The 15,311-nt window shown below is 65.2% G+C and carries 17 protein-coding genes, 1 pseudogene and 1 riboswitch; of the genes and pseudogenes, 7 read left to right on the top strand and 11 right to left on the bottom strand.

Annotated features, from left to right (window positions below):
- Position 1 precedes the first annotated feature (1 nt).
- From pth to LRS09_RS01715, 4 genes and pseudogenes are all read right to left on the bottom strand, one after another.
- Positions 2 to 742 (bottom strand): annotated as a pseudogene (gene pth, locus LRS09_RS01730) (aminoacyl-tRNA hydrolase).
- 27 nt (positions 743 to 769) lie between these two features.
- Positions 770 to 1,390 carry a 50S ribosomal protein L25/general stress protein Ctc gene (locus LRS09_RS01725; protein WP_257803852.1) on the bottom strand — a complete coding sequence of 207 codons (621 nt, stop codon included), beginning with the start codon at positions 1,388 to 1,390 and terminating at the stop codon, positions 770 to 772.
- A 174-nt stretch (positions 1,391 to 1,564) separates the two neighbouring features.
- Complete coding sequence (locus LRS09_RS01720; protein ID WP_257803851.1) at positions 1,565 to 2,008, bottom strand: 6,7-dimethyl-8-ribityllumazine synthase; 444 nt, start codon at positions 2,006 to 2,008, stop codon at positions 1,565 to 1,567.
- A gap of 73 nt (positions 2,009 to 2,081) precedes the next feature.
- Positions 2,082 to 2,225: riboswitch (FMN riboswitch) on the bottom strand.
- Between the two features lie 117 nt (positions 2,226 to 2,342).
- Positions 2,343 to 2,561: a hypothetical protein gene (locus tag LRS09_RS01715; RefSeq protein WP_257803850.1), complete on the bottom strand. Its 219-nt coding sequence runs from the start codon at positions 2,559 to 2,561 to the stop codon at positions 2,343 to 2,345.
- A 101-nt stretch (positions 2,562 to 2,662) separates the two neighbouring features.
- Between LRS09_RS01715 and LRS09_RS01710 the strand changes: the two genes are divergently transcribed.
- The 3 genes from LRS09_RS01710 to chrA all read left to right on the top strand — a co-directional run bounded on the left by LRS09_RS01710 (position 2,663) and on the right by chrA (position 5,817).
- Positions 2,663 to 3,544, top strand: coding sequence for a LysR substrate-binding domain-containing protein (locus LRS09_RS01710; protein ID WP_257803849.1), 882 nt, complete (start codon positions 2,663 to 2,665; stop codon positions 3,542 to 3,544).
- Positions 3,545 to 3,667: 123 nt separating this feature from the next.
- A complete protein-coding gene (locus tag LRS09_RS01705; protein WP_257803848.1) occupies positions 3,668 to 4,483 on the top strand; it encodes a sulfurtransferase/chromate resistance protein in 816 nt (271 codons plus the stop codon).
- Complete coding sequence (gene chrA, locus LRS09_RS01700) at positions 4,480 to 5,817, top strand: chromate efflux transporter (RefSeq protein WP_257803847.1); 1,338 nt, start codon at positions 4,480 to 4,482, stop codon at positions 5,815 to 5,817. Before LRS09_RS01705 ends, chrA begins: the two co-directional genes overlap by 4 nt.
- A gap of 8 nt (positions 5,818 to 5,825) precedes the next feature.
- Here chrA and LRS09_RS01695 read toward each other — a convergent pair whose 3' ends face one another.
- From LRS09_RS01695 to pgeF, 5 genes are all read right to left on the bottom strand, one after another.
- The gene (locus LRS09_RS01695; protein ID WP_257803846.1) at positions 5,826 to 7,001 is read right to left on the bottom strand and encodes a diguanylate cyclase; all 1,176 of its coding nucleotides are present in this window, start codon (positions 6,999 to 7,001) and stop codon (positions 5,826 to 5,828) included.
- A gap of 130 nt (positions 7,002 to 7,131) precedes the next feature.
- Positions 7,132 to 8,064: a ribose-phosphate pyrophosphokinase gene (locus LRS09_RS01690; RefSeq protein WP_257803845.1), complete on the bottom strand. Its 933-nt coding sequence runs from the start codon at positions 8,062 to 8,064 to the stop codon at positions 7,132 to 7,134.
- Positions 8,065 to 8,184: 120 nt separating this feature from the next.
- Positions 8,185 to 8,724, bottom strand: coding sequence for a hypothetical protein (locus LRS09_RS01685; RefSeq protein ID WP_257803844.1), 540 nt, complete (start codon positions 8,722 to 8,724; stop codon positions 8,185 to 8,187).
- A 57-nt stretch (positions 8,725 to 8,781) separates the two neighbouring features.
- A complete protein-coding gene (locus LRS09_RS01680) occupies positions 8,782 to 9,933 on the bottom strand; it encodes a Xaa-Pro peptidase family protein (protein WP_257803843.1) in 1,152 nt (383 codons plus the stop codon).
- The gene (pgeF, locus tag LRS09_RS01675) at positions 9,934 to 10,728 is read right to left on the bottom strand and encodes a peptidoglycan editing factor PgeF (RefSeq protein WP_257803842.1); all 795 of its coding nucleotides are present in this window, start codon (positions 10,726 to 10,728) and stop codon (positions 9,934 to 9,936) included.
- A 159-nt stretch (positions 10,729 to 10,887) separates the two neighbouring features.
- Here pgeF and LRS09_RS01670 point away from each other — a divergent pair, with 159 nt between their 5' ends.
- Positions 10,888 to 11,778 carry a hypothetical protein gene (locus LRS09_RS01670; protein ID WP_257803841.1) on the top strand — a complete coding sequence of 297 codons (891 nt, stop codon included), beginning with the start codon at positions 10,888 to 10,890 and terminating at the stop codon, positions 11,776 to 11,778.
- Here the strand turns inward: LRS09_RS01670 and LRS09_RS01665 are convergent.
- A complete protein-coding gene (locus LRS09_RS01665) occupies positions 11,768 to 12,859 on the bottom strand; it encodes a class I SAM-dependent methyltransferase (RefSeq protein ID WP_257803840.1) in 1,092 nt (363 codons plus the stop codon). The two genes, LRS09_RS01670 and LRS09_RS01665, sit on opposite strands and share 11 nt — an antisense overlap.
- Positions 12,856 to 13,695: a prolipoprotein diacylglyceryl transferase gene (gene lgt, locus LRS09_RS01660; protein ID WP_257803839.1), complete on the bottom strand. Its 840-nt coding sequence runs from the start codon at positions 13,693 to 13,695 to the stop codon at positions 12,856 to 12,858. The genes LRS09_RS01665 and lgt overlap by 4 nt, the downstream gene beginning before the upstream one ends.
- A gap of 133 nt (positions 13,696 to 13,828) precedes the next feature.
- Between lgt and LRS09_RS01655 the strand changes: the two genes are divergently transcribed.
- The 3 genes from LRS09_RS01655 (at position 13,829) to LRS09_RS01645 (ending at position 15,304) form a co-directional block, all read left to right on the top strand.
- The gene (locus tag LRS09_RS01655) at positions 13,829 to 14,134 is read left to right on the top strand and encodes an accessory factor UbiK family protein (RefSeq protein ID WP_257803838.1); all 306 of its coding nucleotides are present in this window, start codon (positions 13,829 to 13,831) and stop codon (positions 14,132 to 14,134) included.
- A 314-nt stretch (positions 14,135 to 14,448) separates the two neighbouring features.
- Positions 14,449 to 14,949 carry a YbjN domain-containing protein gene (locus tag LRS09_RS01650; RefSeq protein WP_085466023.1) on the top strand — a complete coding sequence of 167 codons (501 nt, stop codon included), beginning with the start codon at positions 14,449 to 14,451 and terminating at the stop codon, positions 14,947 to 14,949.
- Positions 14,950 to 14,953: 4 nt separating this feature from the next.
- A complete protein-coding gene (locus LRS09_RS01645; RefSeq protein WP_257803837.1) occupies positions 14,954 to 15,304 on the top strand; it encodes a tRNA-binding protein in 351 nt (116 codons plus the stop codon).
- Positions 15,305 to 15,311 lie beyond the last annotated feature (7 nt).

Raw genomic sequence — 15,311 nt, 5'->3', positions numbered from 1 at the left:
GTCACTCCTCCTTACCGAAGAGCTTTTTCAGCATCGCCGCCATCGGGCCGGATTCGGGGGAGCTTGACGGCCGGCTGCTGCGGCCGTGCCTGGCGGATGTGACTGACGCCCTTCGGCTTGCCCGCACCCTCACCCGTCTTGGCCGCCTTTGCGGCGTGGCCGTCGCCCTTCGAGGCGCCCGGCACGGCGAGCGCGAGCTTGTTCATGAAGGAGTTGTCGTCGCCCTTGGCCAGCAGCGGCGCGTGCTCGCCGATCGCGTCCATAAGCGGCTCGAGCCAGGCCTGGTCGGCCTTGGCGAAGTCTCCCAGCACGTAGCCGTGCACGAGTTCCTTCACGCCGGGATGGCCGATGCCGATCCGCACGCGCCGGTAGGCGTTGCCGATGTGCTGGTCGAGCGAGCGGATGCCGTTGTGGCCGCCGGCGCCGCCGCCCACCTTCACCCGCACCTTGCCGGGCGCAAGGTCGAGCTCGTCGTAGAGCACGGCCACATCGGACGGAGAAAGCTTGTAGAACCGCATCGCCTCGCCGACCGACTGGCCGGACAGGTTCATGAAGGTCTGCGGCTTGATGAGGAGCACCTTTTCGCCGCCGAGCGTGCCTTCGGCGACGAGGCCCTGGAACTTCTTCGTCCAGGGAGAAAAGGAATGGCGGCGGGCTATCGCGTCCGCCGCCATGAAGCCGGCATTGTGCCGGTTGTTCTGGGCTGCGCGCCGGGGTTGCCGAGACCTGCGAGGATCAGCATGGCTTGAGCTCCGCCGGCGCGGCCGGATTATTCCTTCGGCGCCGTTTCAGCGGCTTCCTCGCCTGCCTCCGAACGGGCAGCCGACGAACCGGCGATAGTGGCGATCGTGAAGTCGCGGTCGGAGATGACCGGCTTAACGCCCGCCGGCAGCTTTACGGCCGAGATGTGGATCGAATCGCCGATCTCGGTGCCGTCGAGGTCGATGGTGATGAATTCGGGAATCGCGTTCGCGGGAACCGTGAACTCCACCTCGTGGCGCACGATGTTGAGCACGCCGCCACGCTTGATGCCGGGCGAGGTCTCTTCGTTGATGAAGTGGACCGGCACCTGCACCGTCACAACCGTGTCCTTCGAGACGCGGAGGAAGTCGACGTGGAGCGGGTTGTCGGTGACCGGATCGAGCTGGTAGTCCTTCGGCAGGACCTGGATCTTCTTGCCGGCGACATCGATCGTGGCGATCGTCGTCATGAAGCCGCCGCCGTGGATCTTGTAGTACAGCTCTTTGTAGGGGAGCGCGATGGCGAGCGGGGGCTGCTTGTCGCCATAGATGACTGCGGGTATCTGGCCATTGCGGCGAGCTTCACGGGCGGACCCCTTACCGACCTTCTCGCGTGCATCGGCCTTGAGCTCGTACGTATCGTGGCTCATGGTCGTTCCTTTCGGTTGTATGGAGCGCTTCCGGTCCGGCTCGCGGCCTTGTCCGGAAACGTCGAAAGCCGCCTTATGGGCGGCCCTCCGCCGCGTTGCCTCCAAGGGTGTCTACGCGGGTGGCGGCTCTATAGCGGAAGGGCCCGAACCGCGCAACCCGCAAGGACGGCCACCTTACGCGGCGATCCGCGTCAGTCCGGCGCGCGTGTTCGTGATCATCAGCGCGGCTCGCGCGGCCTCGCGGCCCTTCTCGACGAAGTGGCTGCTGTAGATCGCCCGGTGATGCTCGGTCTCCTGATAGTGGTGCGGCGTCAGCGAGACGGACAGGACAGGCACGCCGGTGTCCAGTCCCGCGCGCATCAGCCCGTCGACCACCGCCTGGGCGACGAAGTCGTGGCGGTAGATACCGCCGTCGACGACAAAGGCTGCCGCGGCTACCGCGCCATATCTGCCGGTCGCGGCGAGGTCGCGTGCAAGCAGCGGCAGTTCGAAGGCGCCGGGCACGTCGTAGACGTCGACCTTGTCGGCGGGGATGAGTTCGAGAAAGCCGTCGAGCGCCCTGTCGACGATCTCGGCATGCCAGTTGGCCTTGACGAAGGCATAGCGGGTGGGTGTCATCGTGATCTCCTTCGGTTGCGACACGTCACCCAAGGCGATCACGCGCAGGACGGTCCCGCGTGGGTCCGCCGCTGCCCGTTCTCTTCCATCCGGACTGTAACCGTCGGCTCAGGCATCGCACCTGATCTGCTGACCCTTCATATCGAAGGCGCTCGCGGGCTCGCGACTTCCGCCGCATACCGCCGGTGGGGAGTTTCGCCCCGCCCTGAGAACGCAGGCACGATAGGAGAAGCGGGCCGGCGTGGCAACGGGCAGCAAAAAGACCCGCCGTCATTTGCGACGGCGGGCGAGTGAGGCTCGGACAAGGGCAGGGCCCGCCCTCGAATTGCTTCGCCTACAGGCTCCAGGTTTCGCGCGTGCGCCGCCAGTCGGCCCGGGCTGTTTCTTCCAGGCCGAGGATGTCCTCACGCGTGAGGCCGATGTCGCGCAGCAGTCGGTCGTCCTTTTTCGCGAGAAGGTCGCGCAGCGCGCGCGTGAGGGTTGCGCCGTTGCGAGAGGCGGGCTGCTCGACAGTGGCCGGAAGCCCGGCGGCATCGAAGTATGCAGTGGTCATGGTCGTGTACTCGGTGTTCAGATAGGGGAGATAAGCGTCTCGTTGACATTCGACAAACGAATTGCTGTGATACCAGCCATGAGCTCAGCGAATGCCTTGATATGACTCTTCACCTGGATGGCGATCTGCTGCGGACATTCCTCGCGGTTGCGGACAGCGGCAACTTCACCCACGCCGCGACGCGCGTGGGGCGCACACAGTCGGCCGTGTCGATGCAGATCAAACGCCTCGAGGAGGCGGTCGATGCGGTTCTGTTCGAACGGGGCGCTCGCGGTGTGACGCTGACCAACAAGGGGAGCCAACTGCTCGGCAATGCGCGCCGCATCGTTGCGCTCTTCGAAGAAACCGCGGCGCTTTTCGACGCGACTGCCCTCGAGGGCAAGGTGAGTATCGGAATCCATCAGGAGTATGCGGAAGAGCGTCTGGCGAACGCACTCCACGCATTCGACCGTCGCCACCCTGGCGTCGAGATTACGGTGCGCTGCGGAACGTCCGAGGAAAACCTGGCCCGCGTCCAGTCGGGCGATCTCGATCTTGCGGTGATCTTCGACTGGCAAGGGCATTCGGATGGCGAGGTTCTCATGGTCGATCCAACAGTATGGGTGACGTCGGAAAAACACCTGACGCATGAGCGGAGGCCTGTGCCGGTCGCATTGTTCCGCGACTCGGCGTGGTCCCGCGACTTCGCGATCCCGTCGCTCGAGAGTTGCGGCGTCGACTATCGGGTCGCCTTCCTAAGCGCGGTCAAAGGCGGCCTCAGATTGGCAGTGACCTCAGGCCTTGCCATCTCGCCGATCTCCCGAAGCGATATTCCGCCCGGATGCCGCGAACTGACAGCTGGTGAAGGTTTTGCGGTGGTGGACCACTCCAACGTGGTGCTCGTTATCAACCCATCGTCGCGTAGCGCTGCGGTCGCCGGCATGGCCGAGGCGATCCGCGAGGCATTCTCGACCTTCGCGCAGCCGGCAGCGTCCGCAGCTTGAACTCGATCATTTCGATTGACGCGGGTTCGCGGCGGGGTAATCTCGCCTCCATCGGGGGCATGGGTGGACTCCCCGCAAAGGCCTTGGCCCAAGTTCCGCCTTCGCATTGTTGCGGAGGAAACCATGCCTCGAACGATTTCCGCGGCCGCGCTGGCGCGGCTGATCGGCTCTCCCGGTAGTCCTGTCATCATCGACGTGCGGCGAGACACCGCGTTTCAACAGGCAACGTCGCGCATTCCGACCGCCCACTGGCGGTCGCATCTGTCACCGGAAACCTGGCTCGGAGCGTTTGGTCCCGGCCGCTCCTTCGTCGTCTACTGCGTGCACGGCCACAATGTCAGCGAGATCGCCGCGGCGAAGATGCGGTCGCTCGGTGTCGACGTGTCGGTGCTGGAGGGCGGCATCGAAGCCTATGTCGCGCTCGGCGAGCCGGTGGTCGCGGATGTGCAGGGCATACCGAAGGGACTGGAGGTGCCGAGCGTATGGGTGACGCGCCAAAGGCCGAAAGTTGACCGCGTCGCCTGCCCGTGGCTGATACGCCGTTTCGTCGACCCGTTTGCGGTCTTCCACTATGTCGCGCCGGAATGGGTCCGTGACGTCGCGGACGAAATCGGCGCGATACCGTTCGACGTTGACGGAGTCGTCTATTCGCATCGCGGTGAAACGTGCAGCTTCGACACGATGCTCGACGAGTTCGGGCTCGATACACCCGCACTACGGAAGGTAGCGCGGATCGTGCGTGGCGCCGACACAGCGAGGCTGGACCTCGAGCCGCAGGCAGCGGGGATGCTTGCAATCCTGCTCGGCCTGTCTGCAATGGAGGCCGACGATCTGAAGCAGCTGGACCTCGCACTTCCTGTGTTCGACGCACTCTATGCCTGGTGCCGCTATGCGGCCTCCGAGACCCACAACTGGCCCGCCGGAGCAAACCGCAGATGACCGATGCCACCAATTCGGCGAACGGACCGACTTTTGCGGAAACCATCCGCGTCTTTGCCCGCATCGGGCTGCTCTCCTTCGGCGGTCCGGCCGGCCAGATCGCGCTGATGCACCGTATCCTCGTTGACGAGAAGAAATGGCTCGACGAGGCGCGGTTCCTGCATGCACTCAACTACTGCATGCTGTTGCCAGGGCCGGAGGCGATGCAACTCGCCACCTATGCCGGCTGGCTGCTGCACGGGATCAGGGGCGGGCTTGTAGCAGGCATCCTCTTCGTGCTGCCGGGGGCGATCGTGCTCACGGCGCTGTCGAGCCTCTATCTGTTGCTGGGGGACATCCATGTCGTCCAGGGACTGCTGTTCGGGCTCAAGGCGGCGGTGCTGGCGGTCGTGCTGGAGGCGCTGGTCAAGGTCTCCCGGCGGGCGCTGACCGGCCGGCCGATGGTGGTGATCGCGATCCTCGCCTTCATCGCGATCGCCCTGCTCAAGCTACCGTTCCCTGTCATCATCGTCGGCGCGGCCTTGATCGGCGCAGCACTTCATCTTGCCGGGCGGGGCGGAGCGCCGAAAGCGGCAGGGCTTGCCATTGCCAAGGAGGACATGCCGGAATGGACGCGCCCCAGCCTTGCCCGGTTCGCCTCCACGCTCGCCATCTGGCTTGCACTCTGGTTTGGTCCGCTCCTGCTTCTCCAGGCAGCGCTCGGAAGCCAGAACGTGTTTGCGCGCGAAGGGTCGTTCTTTTCGGTCATGGCGGCGGTGACTTTTGGCGGGGCCTACGCGGTGCTCGCGTGGGTCGCGCAGCAGGCCGTCGAGGTCTATGGCTGGCTCCGGCCGGACGAGATGCTGACCGGACTCGGGCTCGCCGAGACCACGCCCGGGCCGCTGATCCTCGTCCTCGTCTTCGTCGGCTTCCTCGGTGGGGCCAGGCAGTCCGGGCTGGAGCCGCTCGCCGGCGGCCTCGCGGGTGCGGCGGTGACGCTCTGGTTCACCTTCGTGCCGTGCTTCCTGTGGATCTTTGTCGGCGCACCCTATGTCGAGACGGTGCGCAGCATCGCCTGGCTTTCCGCCGCGCTCGGAGCGGTGACCGCGGCCGTGGTCGGCATCATCGCCAATCTCGCGCTGTGGTTTGCACTGCATGTGCTTTTCGCACGGGTGGGCGACGTCGTGGCCGGTCCGTTCTCGCTCCCGGTTCCCGATCTCTCCAGTCTCGATCCCTGGGCCGTGCTCATCGCCGCCGCTTCGGCTGTCGCTCTGTTCCGCTTCCACGCCAACATGCTTGTGGTGCTGGCCGGCGCGATGGCCGCGGGCGTGGCGGTGAGGCTGATCGCGGTCTGACGGAGGGCCTACGCGCGAGCGCGGCCGTCCAGATTTGGAGGGCCGTCGTCCGAAGGACGATACTCGCGGTGGATGCCTTTGCCGGCCCGTTTGGCCGCGTAGAGCGCTTCGTCGGCCGAGGCGAGCAGTATCGCGGGGTCGAGACCGTCGTCGGGAGCATAGGCGCTGCCGATGCTGACGCCCAGCTGGACGGTGTCGCCGATGCCGATCTCGAACGGCCGCGAGATCGTCGCGATCAGCCGTTTCGCCACGAATGCCGTCTCCTCCCGGCCGGTGAGCGGCAAGATGACGGAGAACTCGTCGCCGCCGTTGCGGGAGGCGTGGTCGTCGGGCCGCAGGGCGTGGCGAATACGCTCGGCGACCGCCTTGAGCAGAACGTCGCCCGCGGTGTGGCCGTGGCGGTCATTGACGGCCTTGAAGCCGTCGAGATCGAGATACAGCAGCGAGAACCCTTCGCCATCGATCCGGCGTTCAAGGCGAGCGCACATGTCGGCCAGCTTCTCGTCGAGCGCCATGCGGTTCTGCAGGCCGGTCAGCGCGTCTGTCATCGCCAGCCGGCGCGTGACCTTCTCGGCGCGGATCATTCGCACCAGTATGTCGTGGTTCTGGAACATGATGACGTGCATGCCGACCACCCAGAGCGGGAGGATGATCGCAAGTGACCCGATACCCGGATAGGGCGCGTTCAGGGATGCAATTGCGAAAGGTATGCAGCAGATCACCATGATAAGGCTGGCGAAACGCGGCGTTGGCGCATTGCGCGACGACATCGCTCCGACCGCGCCGGCCGTGTTCACCGAGGCGATGATGGCCAGCACCGGTTCGCCGCTGGTCATGCAGGCATAGGACCCGGCGCCGAACACGACCGTCCACAGTGCGCCGAGAGTGAGAAGGGCGGGAACATAGTCCTCGCGCCGGCGCCCCGGCGTCTGCTCCGCATGGGAGATGACTGCCAGCCGGACCGCGACGATCACGATCTCGGTGACGAGCCATACAATGGGCCACCAGGCGCCGGTCATGAAATAGGCAACAGTCGCCGTGGCTATGACCACGGCGGTTCCGACCAGAAGGGCTCCCTTCCGATCCATGATCGACTGGATCAGTCTTCCGCGCAGCTCGTCGGAATCGGGCTGCCCGCTGGAACTCAGCCAGTAGAAGATCCTCGCCAAGGGTCCCGAAGCCAACGAGGTCTTCGCGTGGCTGCGCTGATCCTGGGATACCGCACTGTCGAGACGCGACATGGTCTATGTCTACCATGCCGACCTTAAGGCATGGAATTACGAAATGGTCGGATTTTAGCGAAAGCGTCCCGGTTCAGTCGAACAGGCTGGAGACGGATTCCTCGGTCGCAGTGCGCGAGATGGCCTCGCCGATCAGGTCGGCGATTGAAACCACGCGGATATTGTGGGCGGCCTCGACGCTCGCTGTCGGCTGGATCGAATCGGTGATCACCAGCTCCTTGAGCTTGGAAGAGGTGATGCGCGCGACGGCGCCGCCGGAGAGGACGCCGTGTGTGATGTAGGCGGTGACGCTGGTCGCGCCATTCGCGAGCAGGGCATCGGCAGCGTTGCAGAGCGTGCCGCCCGAATCGACGATGTCGTCGAGCAGAAGGCAGTCCTTGCCCTCGACGTCACCGATGATGTTCATCACCTCCGATTCGCCCGGCCGCTCGCGCCGCTTGTCGACGATCGAGAGCTGCGCGTCGATGCGCTTGGCGAGCGCGCGGGCACGCACCACGCCGCCGACATCGGGCGAGACGACCATGACGTTAGAGAGATTGTAGCGGGCCTTCACGTCGCGGGCCATCACGGGCACGGCGAACAGGTTGTCGGTCGGGATGTCGAAGAAGCCCTGGATCTGGCCGGCATGCAGATCAAGCGTGAGCACGCGGTCGACGCCGGCGCGCGTGATCAGGTTGGCGACGAGCTTGGCCGAGATCGGTGTGCGGCCGGAGGCGCGGCGATCCTGCCGCGCATAGCCGAAATAGGGGATGACCGCCGTGATGCGCCGCGCCGAAGATCGGCGGAACGCGTCGATCATGATCAGGAGTTCCATCAGATGGTCATTGGCCGGGAACGAGGTCGACTGCAGCACGAAGACGTCCTGACCGCGCACGTTCTCCTGGATCTCGACGAAGATCTCCTGGTCAGCGAAGCGCCGGACGCTCGCCTTGCCGAGCGAAATGTTCAGGTACCGGGCGACCGCTTCGGCCAGCACCCGGTTGGAGTTGCCCGCGAACAATTTCATGCAGAATCCCTGGCGCTCGTCTCGCTCGGATAATGCGCGCCTTTAAGCGCCAAGCCGGCGCATTTCAAGCCAATAAGGAGATGTGCACACGACAGGTGCCAAAAAAGTCGCAGACGGTTCTCAGCCGGCGCGGGTCGCCAGCCATGCAGCGAACTCGTCCGCCGTGCGATCGGCGATGGCGCGCATGTTGGCTTCCGTCACGTCGACCCAACCCTGGTTCTTGCCTTTGACCCGCTCCTGCCCGGAAAAGCGATGCACCCGATTGCCCGCGGTATCCATCACGTCCCAGACGTAGAAGATGATCGTCTCGCCTTCCTCGGGCGAGGTCGAGAAGAAGCCTTTCAGCGTGTAGGTGGCCGTCGGATCGGCCGAAGTCTGCAGCGCGAAGCGCTTGGACGGCGCACGCGCGGCGAGTTCCGCCGACAACTGCTCGACGGCTTCCGTCGGCGCACCGATCACCGGAGCCAGGCTTACGCGGGCCGGCTCCGTCGTCAGGGCGGCGACCTGTGGCGGGGTGGACGCAGTCTGCGTCGGCTCCACCACGGGAAGCGGCTCCGGAGTGGGCTTGGTGGCGATGCCCATCGTGGGGTCCACACTGGTGCAGGCGGCGCCCGCAAGCGCCGCGATCGCGAGAACGAATGCTGTCAGGCAGCGGTTCATCGCTCCGATCTTACCCTCTACACAGGGCCGTACAGGCCGATACGCACAGTCTAGACCTCATCGCACGATCAAGTCGAGATCATGGCGCGATAGTGGCCGGGGATCACCTTCCGTCGTCAGATAGGTGCGACCCAGCGTCATGGCGGTCTCGGTGTCGGAGTCCATGATGATCATGTGGGCGAACAGCGTCATGTTCGGCGCGATCGGCTCAGGATTGCCGGTGTAGAACATCGGCATGTCCATCCACGACGGCGTGAAGCGCGCGCCCTGCGAGTAGCCGCAGGCGTTGAGGCGATGGCGCGTCATGCCATGCGTCTCCATCACCCTTGCATGCGCGTCGAATACGTCGCCGAAGGTCTTGCCGGGCACCATGGTCTTCTCGACGGCCAGCAGCGCGTCGCGGCAGGCCTCGTAGAGTTCCTGATGGCGCTTCGAGACCTTGCCGACGACAGCCGTCCGCATCATCGCCGCGTGGTAGTGGTGGAACACGCCGGCCCATTCGAGCGTGAGCTGGTCGTTCTTGGTCAGCTTGCGGCGCCCTGCCTTGTAGCGGCACAGGAGCGCGTCCACGCCCGAGCCGATGATGAACTCGTTGGCGGGATAGTCGCCGCCGCCGGCGAAGATCGCGCCCTGCATGGCCGCGAGGATCGCACCCTCGTCGCCGCCCTGCTTGATCAGGGGAAGAGCTGCGTCCAGCGCGTCGTCGGAGAGCGAGGCCGCCTTCTCGATCTTCCTGATCTCGGCCGGGCTCTTCACCACTCGCAGGCGCGAGACGATGCCGGACGCGTCAGAAATCTTGCCGAAGGTCTGCATCTGCTCGTCCAGCCGCCTTCCGTTGAAGGCGGTGAGACCATGCGTGTCGTATTCAATGCCGATGTTGCAACCGAGCAGATCCATGTCGTTCAGGAGGTTGCGTAAGTCGATGGCGGGGTTGGCATTATCGCGGTCGGTCCACAGCACGATGTTCTCGATGATCGAGGTATGCTTGGCCTGGCGCAGATCGGCGGAGCGGGTGAGCAGCACCATCGAGCCGTCGGCCTTCACCACCAGGCACTGGAAGAAGCAGAAGCCGAACGTGTCGTAGCCGGTCAGCCAATACATGCTCTCCTGCGCGAAGAGCAGGATCGCGTCGAGCTTGCGGTCGGCCATCTCCAGGATGAGCCGGTCTCGCCGCGCATCGAATTCGGTGCGTTCGAAATGAAGCGCCATTTATTCTTCTCCAATTACGATCGACGAGATCAACCGGCCGTAGTCCGGCTCGCCGCGATGAGTCGTCCGGCGGTAGGAGTAGAAAAGATCCTCCTCCGCATAGGTGCAGCGATAAAGCGCGTGCGCCTGAACGCCTGCCGACCTCAGGCGGTCGACGGTGTAGGTGTTGAGATCGAACATAGCATGCCCAGCTTTTTGCGACGGCGCGAAGTAGCGTTCGTTCGCGGCGTTGCCGGCAGTGAACCGATCAACGAATTCAGGGCCGACCTCGTAGTTCCGCTGACTGATAGAGGGTCCGAGGACCGCGACGATGCGCTCGCGCCGGGCGCCGAGGGCTTCCATTGCCGAAACCGTGTTCTCCAGCACGCCGGTGAAAGCGCCCTTCCACCCGGCATGGGCCGCGCCGATGACCACCGCTTCAGGATCGGCGAAGAGGACGGGGCCGCAATCGGCGGCCGATGCACTGACCGCGATACCGGGCCGGTTGGTCACCATCGCATCCGCCTTGGGCCGCTCGCCGGCGAACGGCTCGCGCACCGTTACCACGTCGGGCGAATGCACCTGCCAGACGCTCAGCAGATTCCCAGGCTCGACCCCCATCCACTCGGCGACGCGGCGGCGATTCTCCGCCACATGGGCCTTATCGTCGTCGGAGCCGGTGCCGGTGTTCAGGCCGGCATAAATGCCTCCCGACACGCCGCCGGCGCGCGTGAAGAAGCCGTGCCGGATGGACGGCGCGTCAGCAAATTCAAGATGTTCCGACCTGAGCGGGTCGGGGCGCGAACTGTTCTGCATCAACTGCCTTCTGGCGGCTCGGGGTCTGCGGGCACATCGGCGACAGGCTTGTCCCGGCGAGCGGGAAGTTGGGACAGACGATCGGTGCGTGTCAATCTGCGGCTTTCGTCCCGGCCGCCGCTTATGCTCTAAGGCGCCGAACGGCCCGCGAGGAATATGGTGTCGAAATCTCCCATCCGCACGATCGTTAGTGCGCTGAATGACAACCGGGCCGTGCGTGCCTTTAAGAACCGGCGCAACGATCTGGTCGACCGGGCGTTTCGCGGAGCCGGGCATGCCGAACGCGACCGGTTCCTGGAGAGATTCAAGACCGACCGGCAAGCGATTGTATTCGCGATCGCTTTCAACACGCCCTGGGTCATCGACCTGTTGACGGCGAGTTGGATCCGCAACGTCGGCGACGCCACGCTGGTGGTCGTCGACAACTCGTCCAACCCCGCCGCGCGGCAGGCGCATGCGCAGATCTGCCGCGAGCGCGGCATCGCCTATGTCGAGCTGCCGCGTAACCGCGAGTGGCATCCCAACCGGTCGCATGCCATCGCTATGAACTGGATCTACTACAACCTCGTCGACCGGCTGAAGCCGGACATCTTCGGCTTCATCGACCACGACTGCTTTCCGATCGTGCCGGTGAGTGTCACGGAAAGGCTCGAGGGCAGGTCGCTATACGGCAGGATCTGGACCGCCACCCGCGATCCGTCGATCTGGTATTTCTGGGCCGGCTTCGGCTTTTTCCGCTATGGCCTGACTTCCGGGCGACCGATCGATTTCAAGCATGCCTACGAATGGGGCGCGGACACCGGCGGCAAAAATTGGCGTCCGGTCTATTCGGTGGTCGACCGTGCCTCGGTTCGCGAGGCGGGAAGCGAGATGCTGGCGGCGGGCGAAGGTGCGCCGGTCGAGCAGATGCAGGTGCTGGACGGCCGCTTCAACCACATCGGCGCGGCCTCGTGCCGGGCCGACCTGGCGACGGCAGACCGGCGGAAGGCCTTCGCGGACTTCCTGTGGACGAAATACCTTCCCGGACAGCGGCCGCTCGTCAGCCCCTAGGAGAGGAGAAAGGCGCGATCTTCAGGGGCTGGCTGCTGATGGCCAGAACCTTGAACAGCTCGCCCATCTGGTCAGGTGCCGCCAGCCGCTCGACCTCGTTGCGGATCTCCTCGCGCCTTGTCTCGTCGGCGTTGGCGCCAAGGCTGCCGGCACGTTCCAACACGCCCATGGCGAGCAGGAATTCGCCCTGCGGCATTGCGGCCGTCTTCAGTCCGTGGCGTTCGGCCTCGCGCGCCAGCGCCTCGAAATCGACGTGCGAGGTAAGGTCCGCCCCGCCCGGATGGTCGAGCACGGGGTCGTAGGCATGGTGGCGCACCGCTTGCAGCGTATCGCCGAGGCCGGAGGCGAGATGGCCGTAGTCGAAGAACAGGCCAGCGCCGCCGTCGCTCGCGATGCGTTCCGCGATCCCGGCCATCACTGCGCCACGGGCGGGCGCGATCTCGAAGATCGAGCCCTCCGGCGCATCCGCCGATCCCGGCGGCAGGAGCGTGTCGTCCAGCGACGCCATGCCGGCGAAGAAGGCGAGGGTTCCCGCCTCGTCGAGACCCACCATGCGCTCGCGCCAGCCGGCCTGAGTCTTCACGAACTGCCGGACGGGAACCGCGTCGAACAGCTCGTTGCCGACGATGAACAGGGGATGCGGCGGCAGCTCGTCCACCGTCCTTAGCCAGGAGGTGCGCGGCGACGCCTCGCCGAGCGTCCGGCGCTGTACCTCGGCCAGCCGCGGGCTCGCCTCGACGAGGGCGATCTGCGATCCGGATTCAAGCTCCGGCGCCAAGCGCCTGATTGTACGCAGCAAATCCTTCATCAGCGTGCCGCGGCCGGGGCCGATCTCGGCGATCGCGGCGGGCAGGGGGCGTCCGAGCGCCTGCCAGGCCGCGACCAGCCACACGCCGACGATCTCGCCGAACATCTGGCTGATTTCCGGAGCCGTGGTGAAGTCTCCGTCCGCGCCGAACGGCTCGCGGGTCGTATAATAGCCGTCCTGGGGATCAAAGAGGCACATCGCCATGTATTCGGCGACCGAGACCGGGCCATGCGCCGCGATCTGTTCGGCGAGGCGCCGGGCGAGCGGCGTCATCTGGCGGCGGGCTGCTTTGCCGTCACCATCGCCCAGATACCGGCGAGCACCATCGGCAGCGACAGGACCATGCCCATGGTGAGCCAGCCGCCGAGCAGATAGCCGAGCTGCGGGTCCGGCACGCGGAAGAATTCGACCGTGATGCGCGACAGGCCGTAGCCGCAGATGAAGGCGCCGCCGACGAAACCCGGCGTCTTCAGCTTCTTCGGCCTCCAGACCAGCCAGACGAGCACGAGGAAGAGGACGATGCCTTCCAGGCCCGCTTCGTAGAGCTGACTCGGATGGCGCGGCTCCGGGCCGCCATTGGGGAAGACGAACGCCCAGGGCACGTCGGACGGGCGACCCCAGAGCTCCGAGTTGATGAAATTCGTGACGCGCACCAGCCCCAGCCCGACCGGCACGCCGGCGGCGACCACGTCGAACAGGCTCCAGGTGTTGATCCCTCGACGGTGAGAGAACAGGATCATCGCCAGGATCACGCCGAGCAGGCCCCCATGGAAAGACATGCCGCCCTCCCAGATCGCCAGCATATCGAGCGGATTGGCGATGTAGCGGGCGAAATCGTAGAAGAGGATGTAGCCGATGCGCCCGCCGGCGACGACACCGACGGCGGCCCATACGACGAAATCGTCGAGGTGCTCGGGCGTCATGGCCGGCGTGCCGTTCGCCCACAGACGCGGCGTGGAGGCGAGCTTGCGCGAATACCACCAGGCGAACAGGATGCCGACGACATAGCCGAGCCCGTACCAGTGGATGGCGAGCGGCCCGATCGAGATCAGCACCGGATCGATGTCGGGGAAGGGAAGGGCCGCAAGCGGCAGGAGAAGTTCGGTCACGGAAAGCCTGTCGAACCGGTTGCGAAGCGCGGCGGACCTTGGCCGAGGCTCCGGGCGAGGTCAAGGCGGCGGTGCGTCGCCTTGCAAACGGCGGCGCGGCCTCCTAATTGCTTTTCAGCAACGAGGTTTTCCCATGTCCAACGGACCCAACCGCATCCTCGACGAGTTCGCCAAGCTGATGACCGACGCGGCCGGCGCCGCACAGGGCGTCCGCCGCGAGGTGGAGACTGCCTTCCGCTCGCAGGCGGAAAAATGGTTCAACTCGATGGAGATCCCGCAGCGGGAGGAATTCGAGGCGGTGAAGGAGCTTGCGGCGCGGGCGCGGGCGGAGAACGCTTCCCTCCTGAAGCGCATCGATGCACTCGAAGCCCGCATCGCGGTCTTGGAAGGTGCGGAGGCCCCGGCAGCGAGCCGGAAAAGGCCCGCTGCCAAGAAATAATTCGGATCTCTGTCCACAGGCAGCCGCAATGCGAAAAGCGTTGCGGCTGAATCGCTTACCGGTAACGCTGAATCTGCTGCAAGCCGGCTTTCCACATCCTCGCGCAAGCTTCCTGCAAAAAGGGACTAGCGCGCCGACTCTCCATCAATAGACTGAAATTGTTGCATGATTCGGAACACCGAACATGCGCCGGTCCGGGGCGGTCCGGCAGGGGTAGTTTGTTCCTTCCGCTCAGCCGTAGTGCGTTCACCAGTCGCGCGTGCCTCTCCCGGTGGAGCGTGCGGTGGCGCTCCCGTAACGACAGGAAGCCTACGATGAGCCTGCTTGAACTCGATCTCTCCAGAAACCCGCACCCGGTCGACATGATCGAACAGGTCGCGCATGCGAACGACTGGGCCTTCGAGCGAACTGGCGACGACGAGATCGCCATCGCCGTCGCCGGGGACTGGACCGACTACCACGTCTCATTCTCCTGGATGGAGGATTTCGAGGCGCTGCATCTCGCCTGCGCCTTCGACATCAAGGTTCCCGAGAACCGCGTACTCGAGGTGATGCGGTTGCTGTCGATCATCAACGAGCAGATGCTGTTCGGCCATTTCGACCTGTGGGAGCAGGAGGGCGCGATCATGTTCCGCCAGGCCCTGCTTCTCTGCGGTGGCGCGGACCCGACCAGCCAGCAGGTCGAGGTGCTGCTCAATTCGGCGCTCGAGGCATGCGAGACCTATTTCCAGGCCTTCCAGTTCGTCGTCTGGTCGGGCACGAGCGCGCGCGATGCGCTCAACAGCGCCCTGTTCGAGACGCAGGGCAACGCCTGACGCGATGAGTTCGCCTAGGCCGCCGATCACCTACGAGGACTTCGAGCGTGTCGACATCCGTGCCGGCACGATCGTCGAGGCCGAACCTTATCCGGAGGCCAGGAAGCCGGCGATCAAGCTCAGGATCGATTTCGGCCCGGAGATCGGCGTGAAGCGTTCCTCGGCACAGATCACCAAATACTACGCGCCGGAAACGCTGGTCGGCCGGCAGGTATTCGCGGTGGTCAATTTCCCGCCGCGCCAAATCGGCAAGTTCATGTCCGAGGTGCTGACGCTGGGCTTTCCCGACGAGGAAGGCGCGGTCGTGCTTGGCGCGATCGACCGCAAGGTGCCGGACGGCGGACGGCTGTTCTGACCAGACA

The organism is Mesorhizobium sp. J428 (genome assembly GCF_024699925.1).
In the GTDB taxonomy this organism is placed as follows: domain Bacteria; phylum Pseudomonadota; class Alphaproteobacteria; order Rhizobiales; family Rhizobiaceae; genus Mesorhizobium_A.
This window is presented reverse-complemented; position numbering and strand designations above follow the sequence as displayed.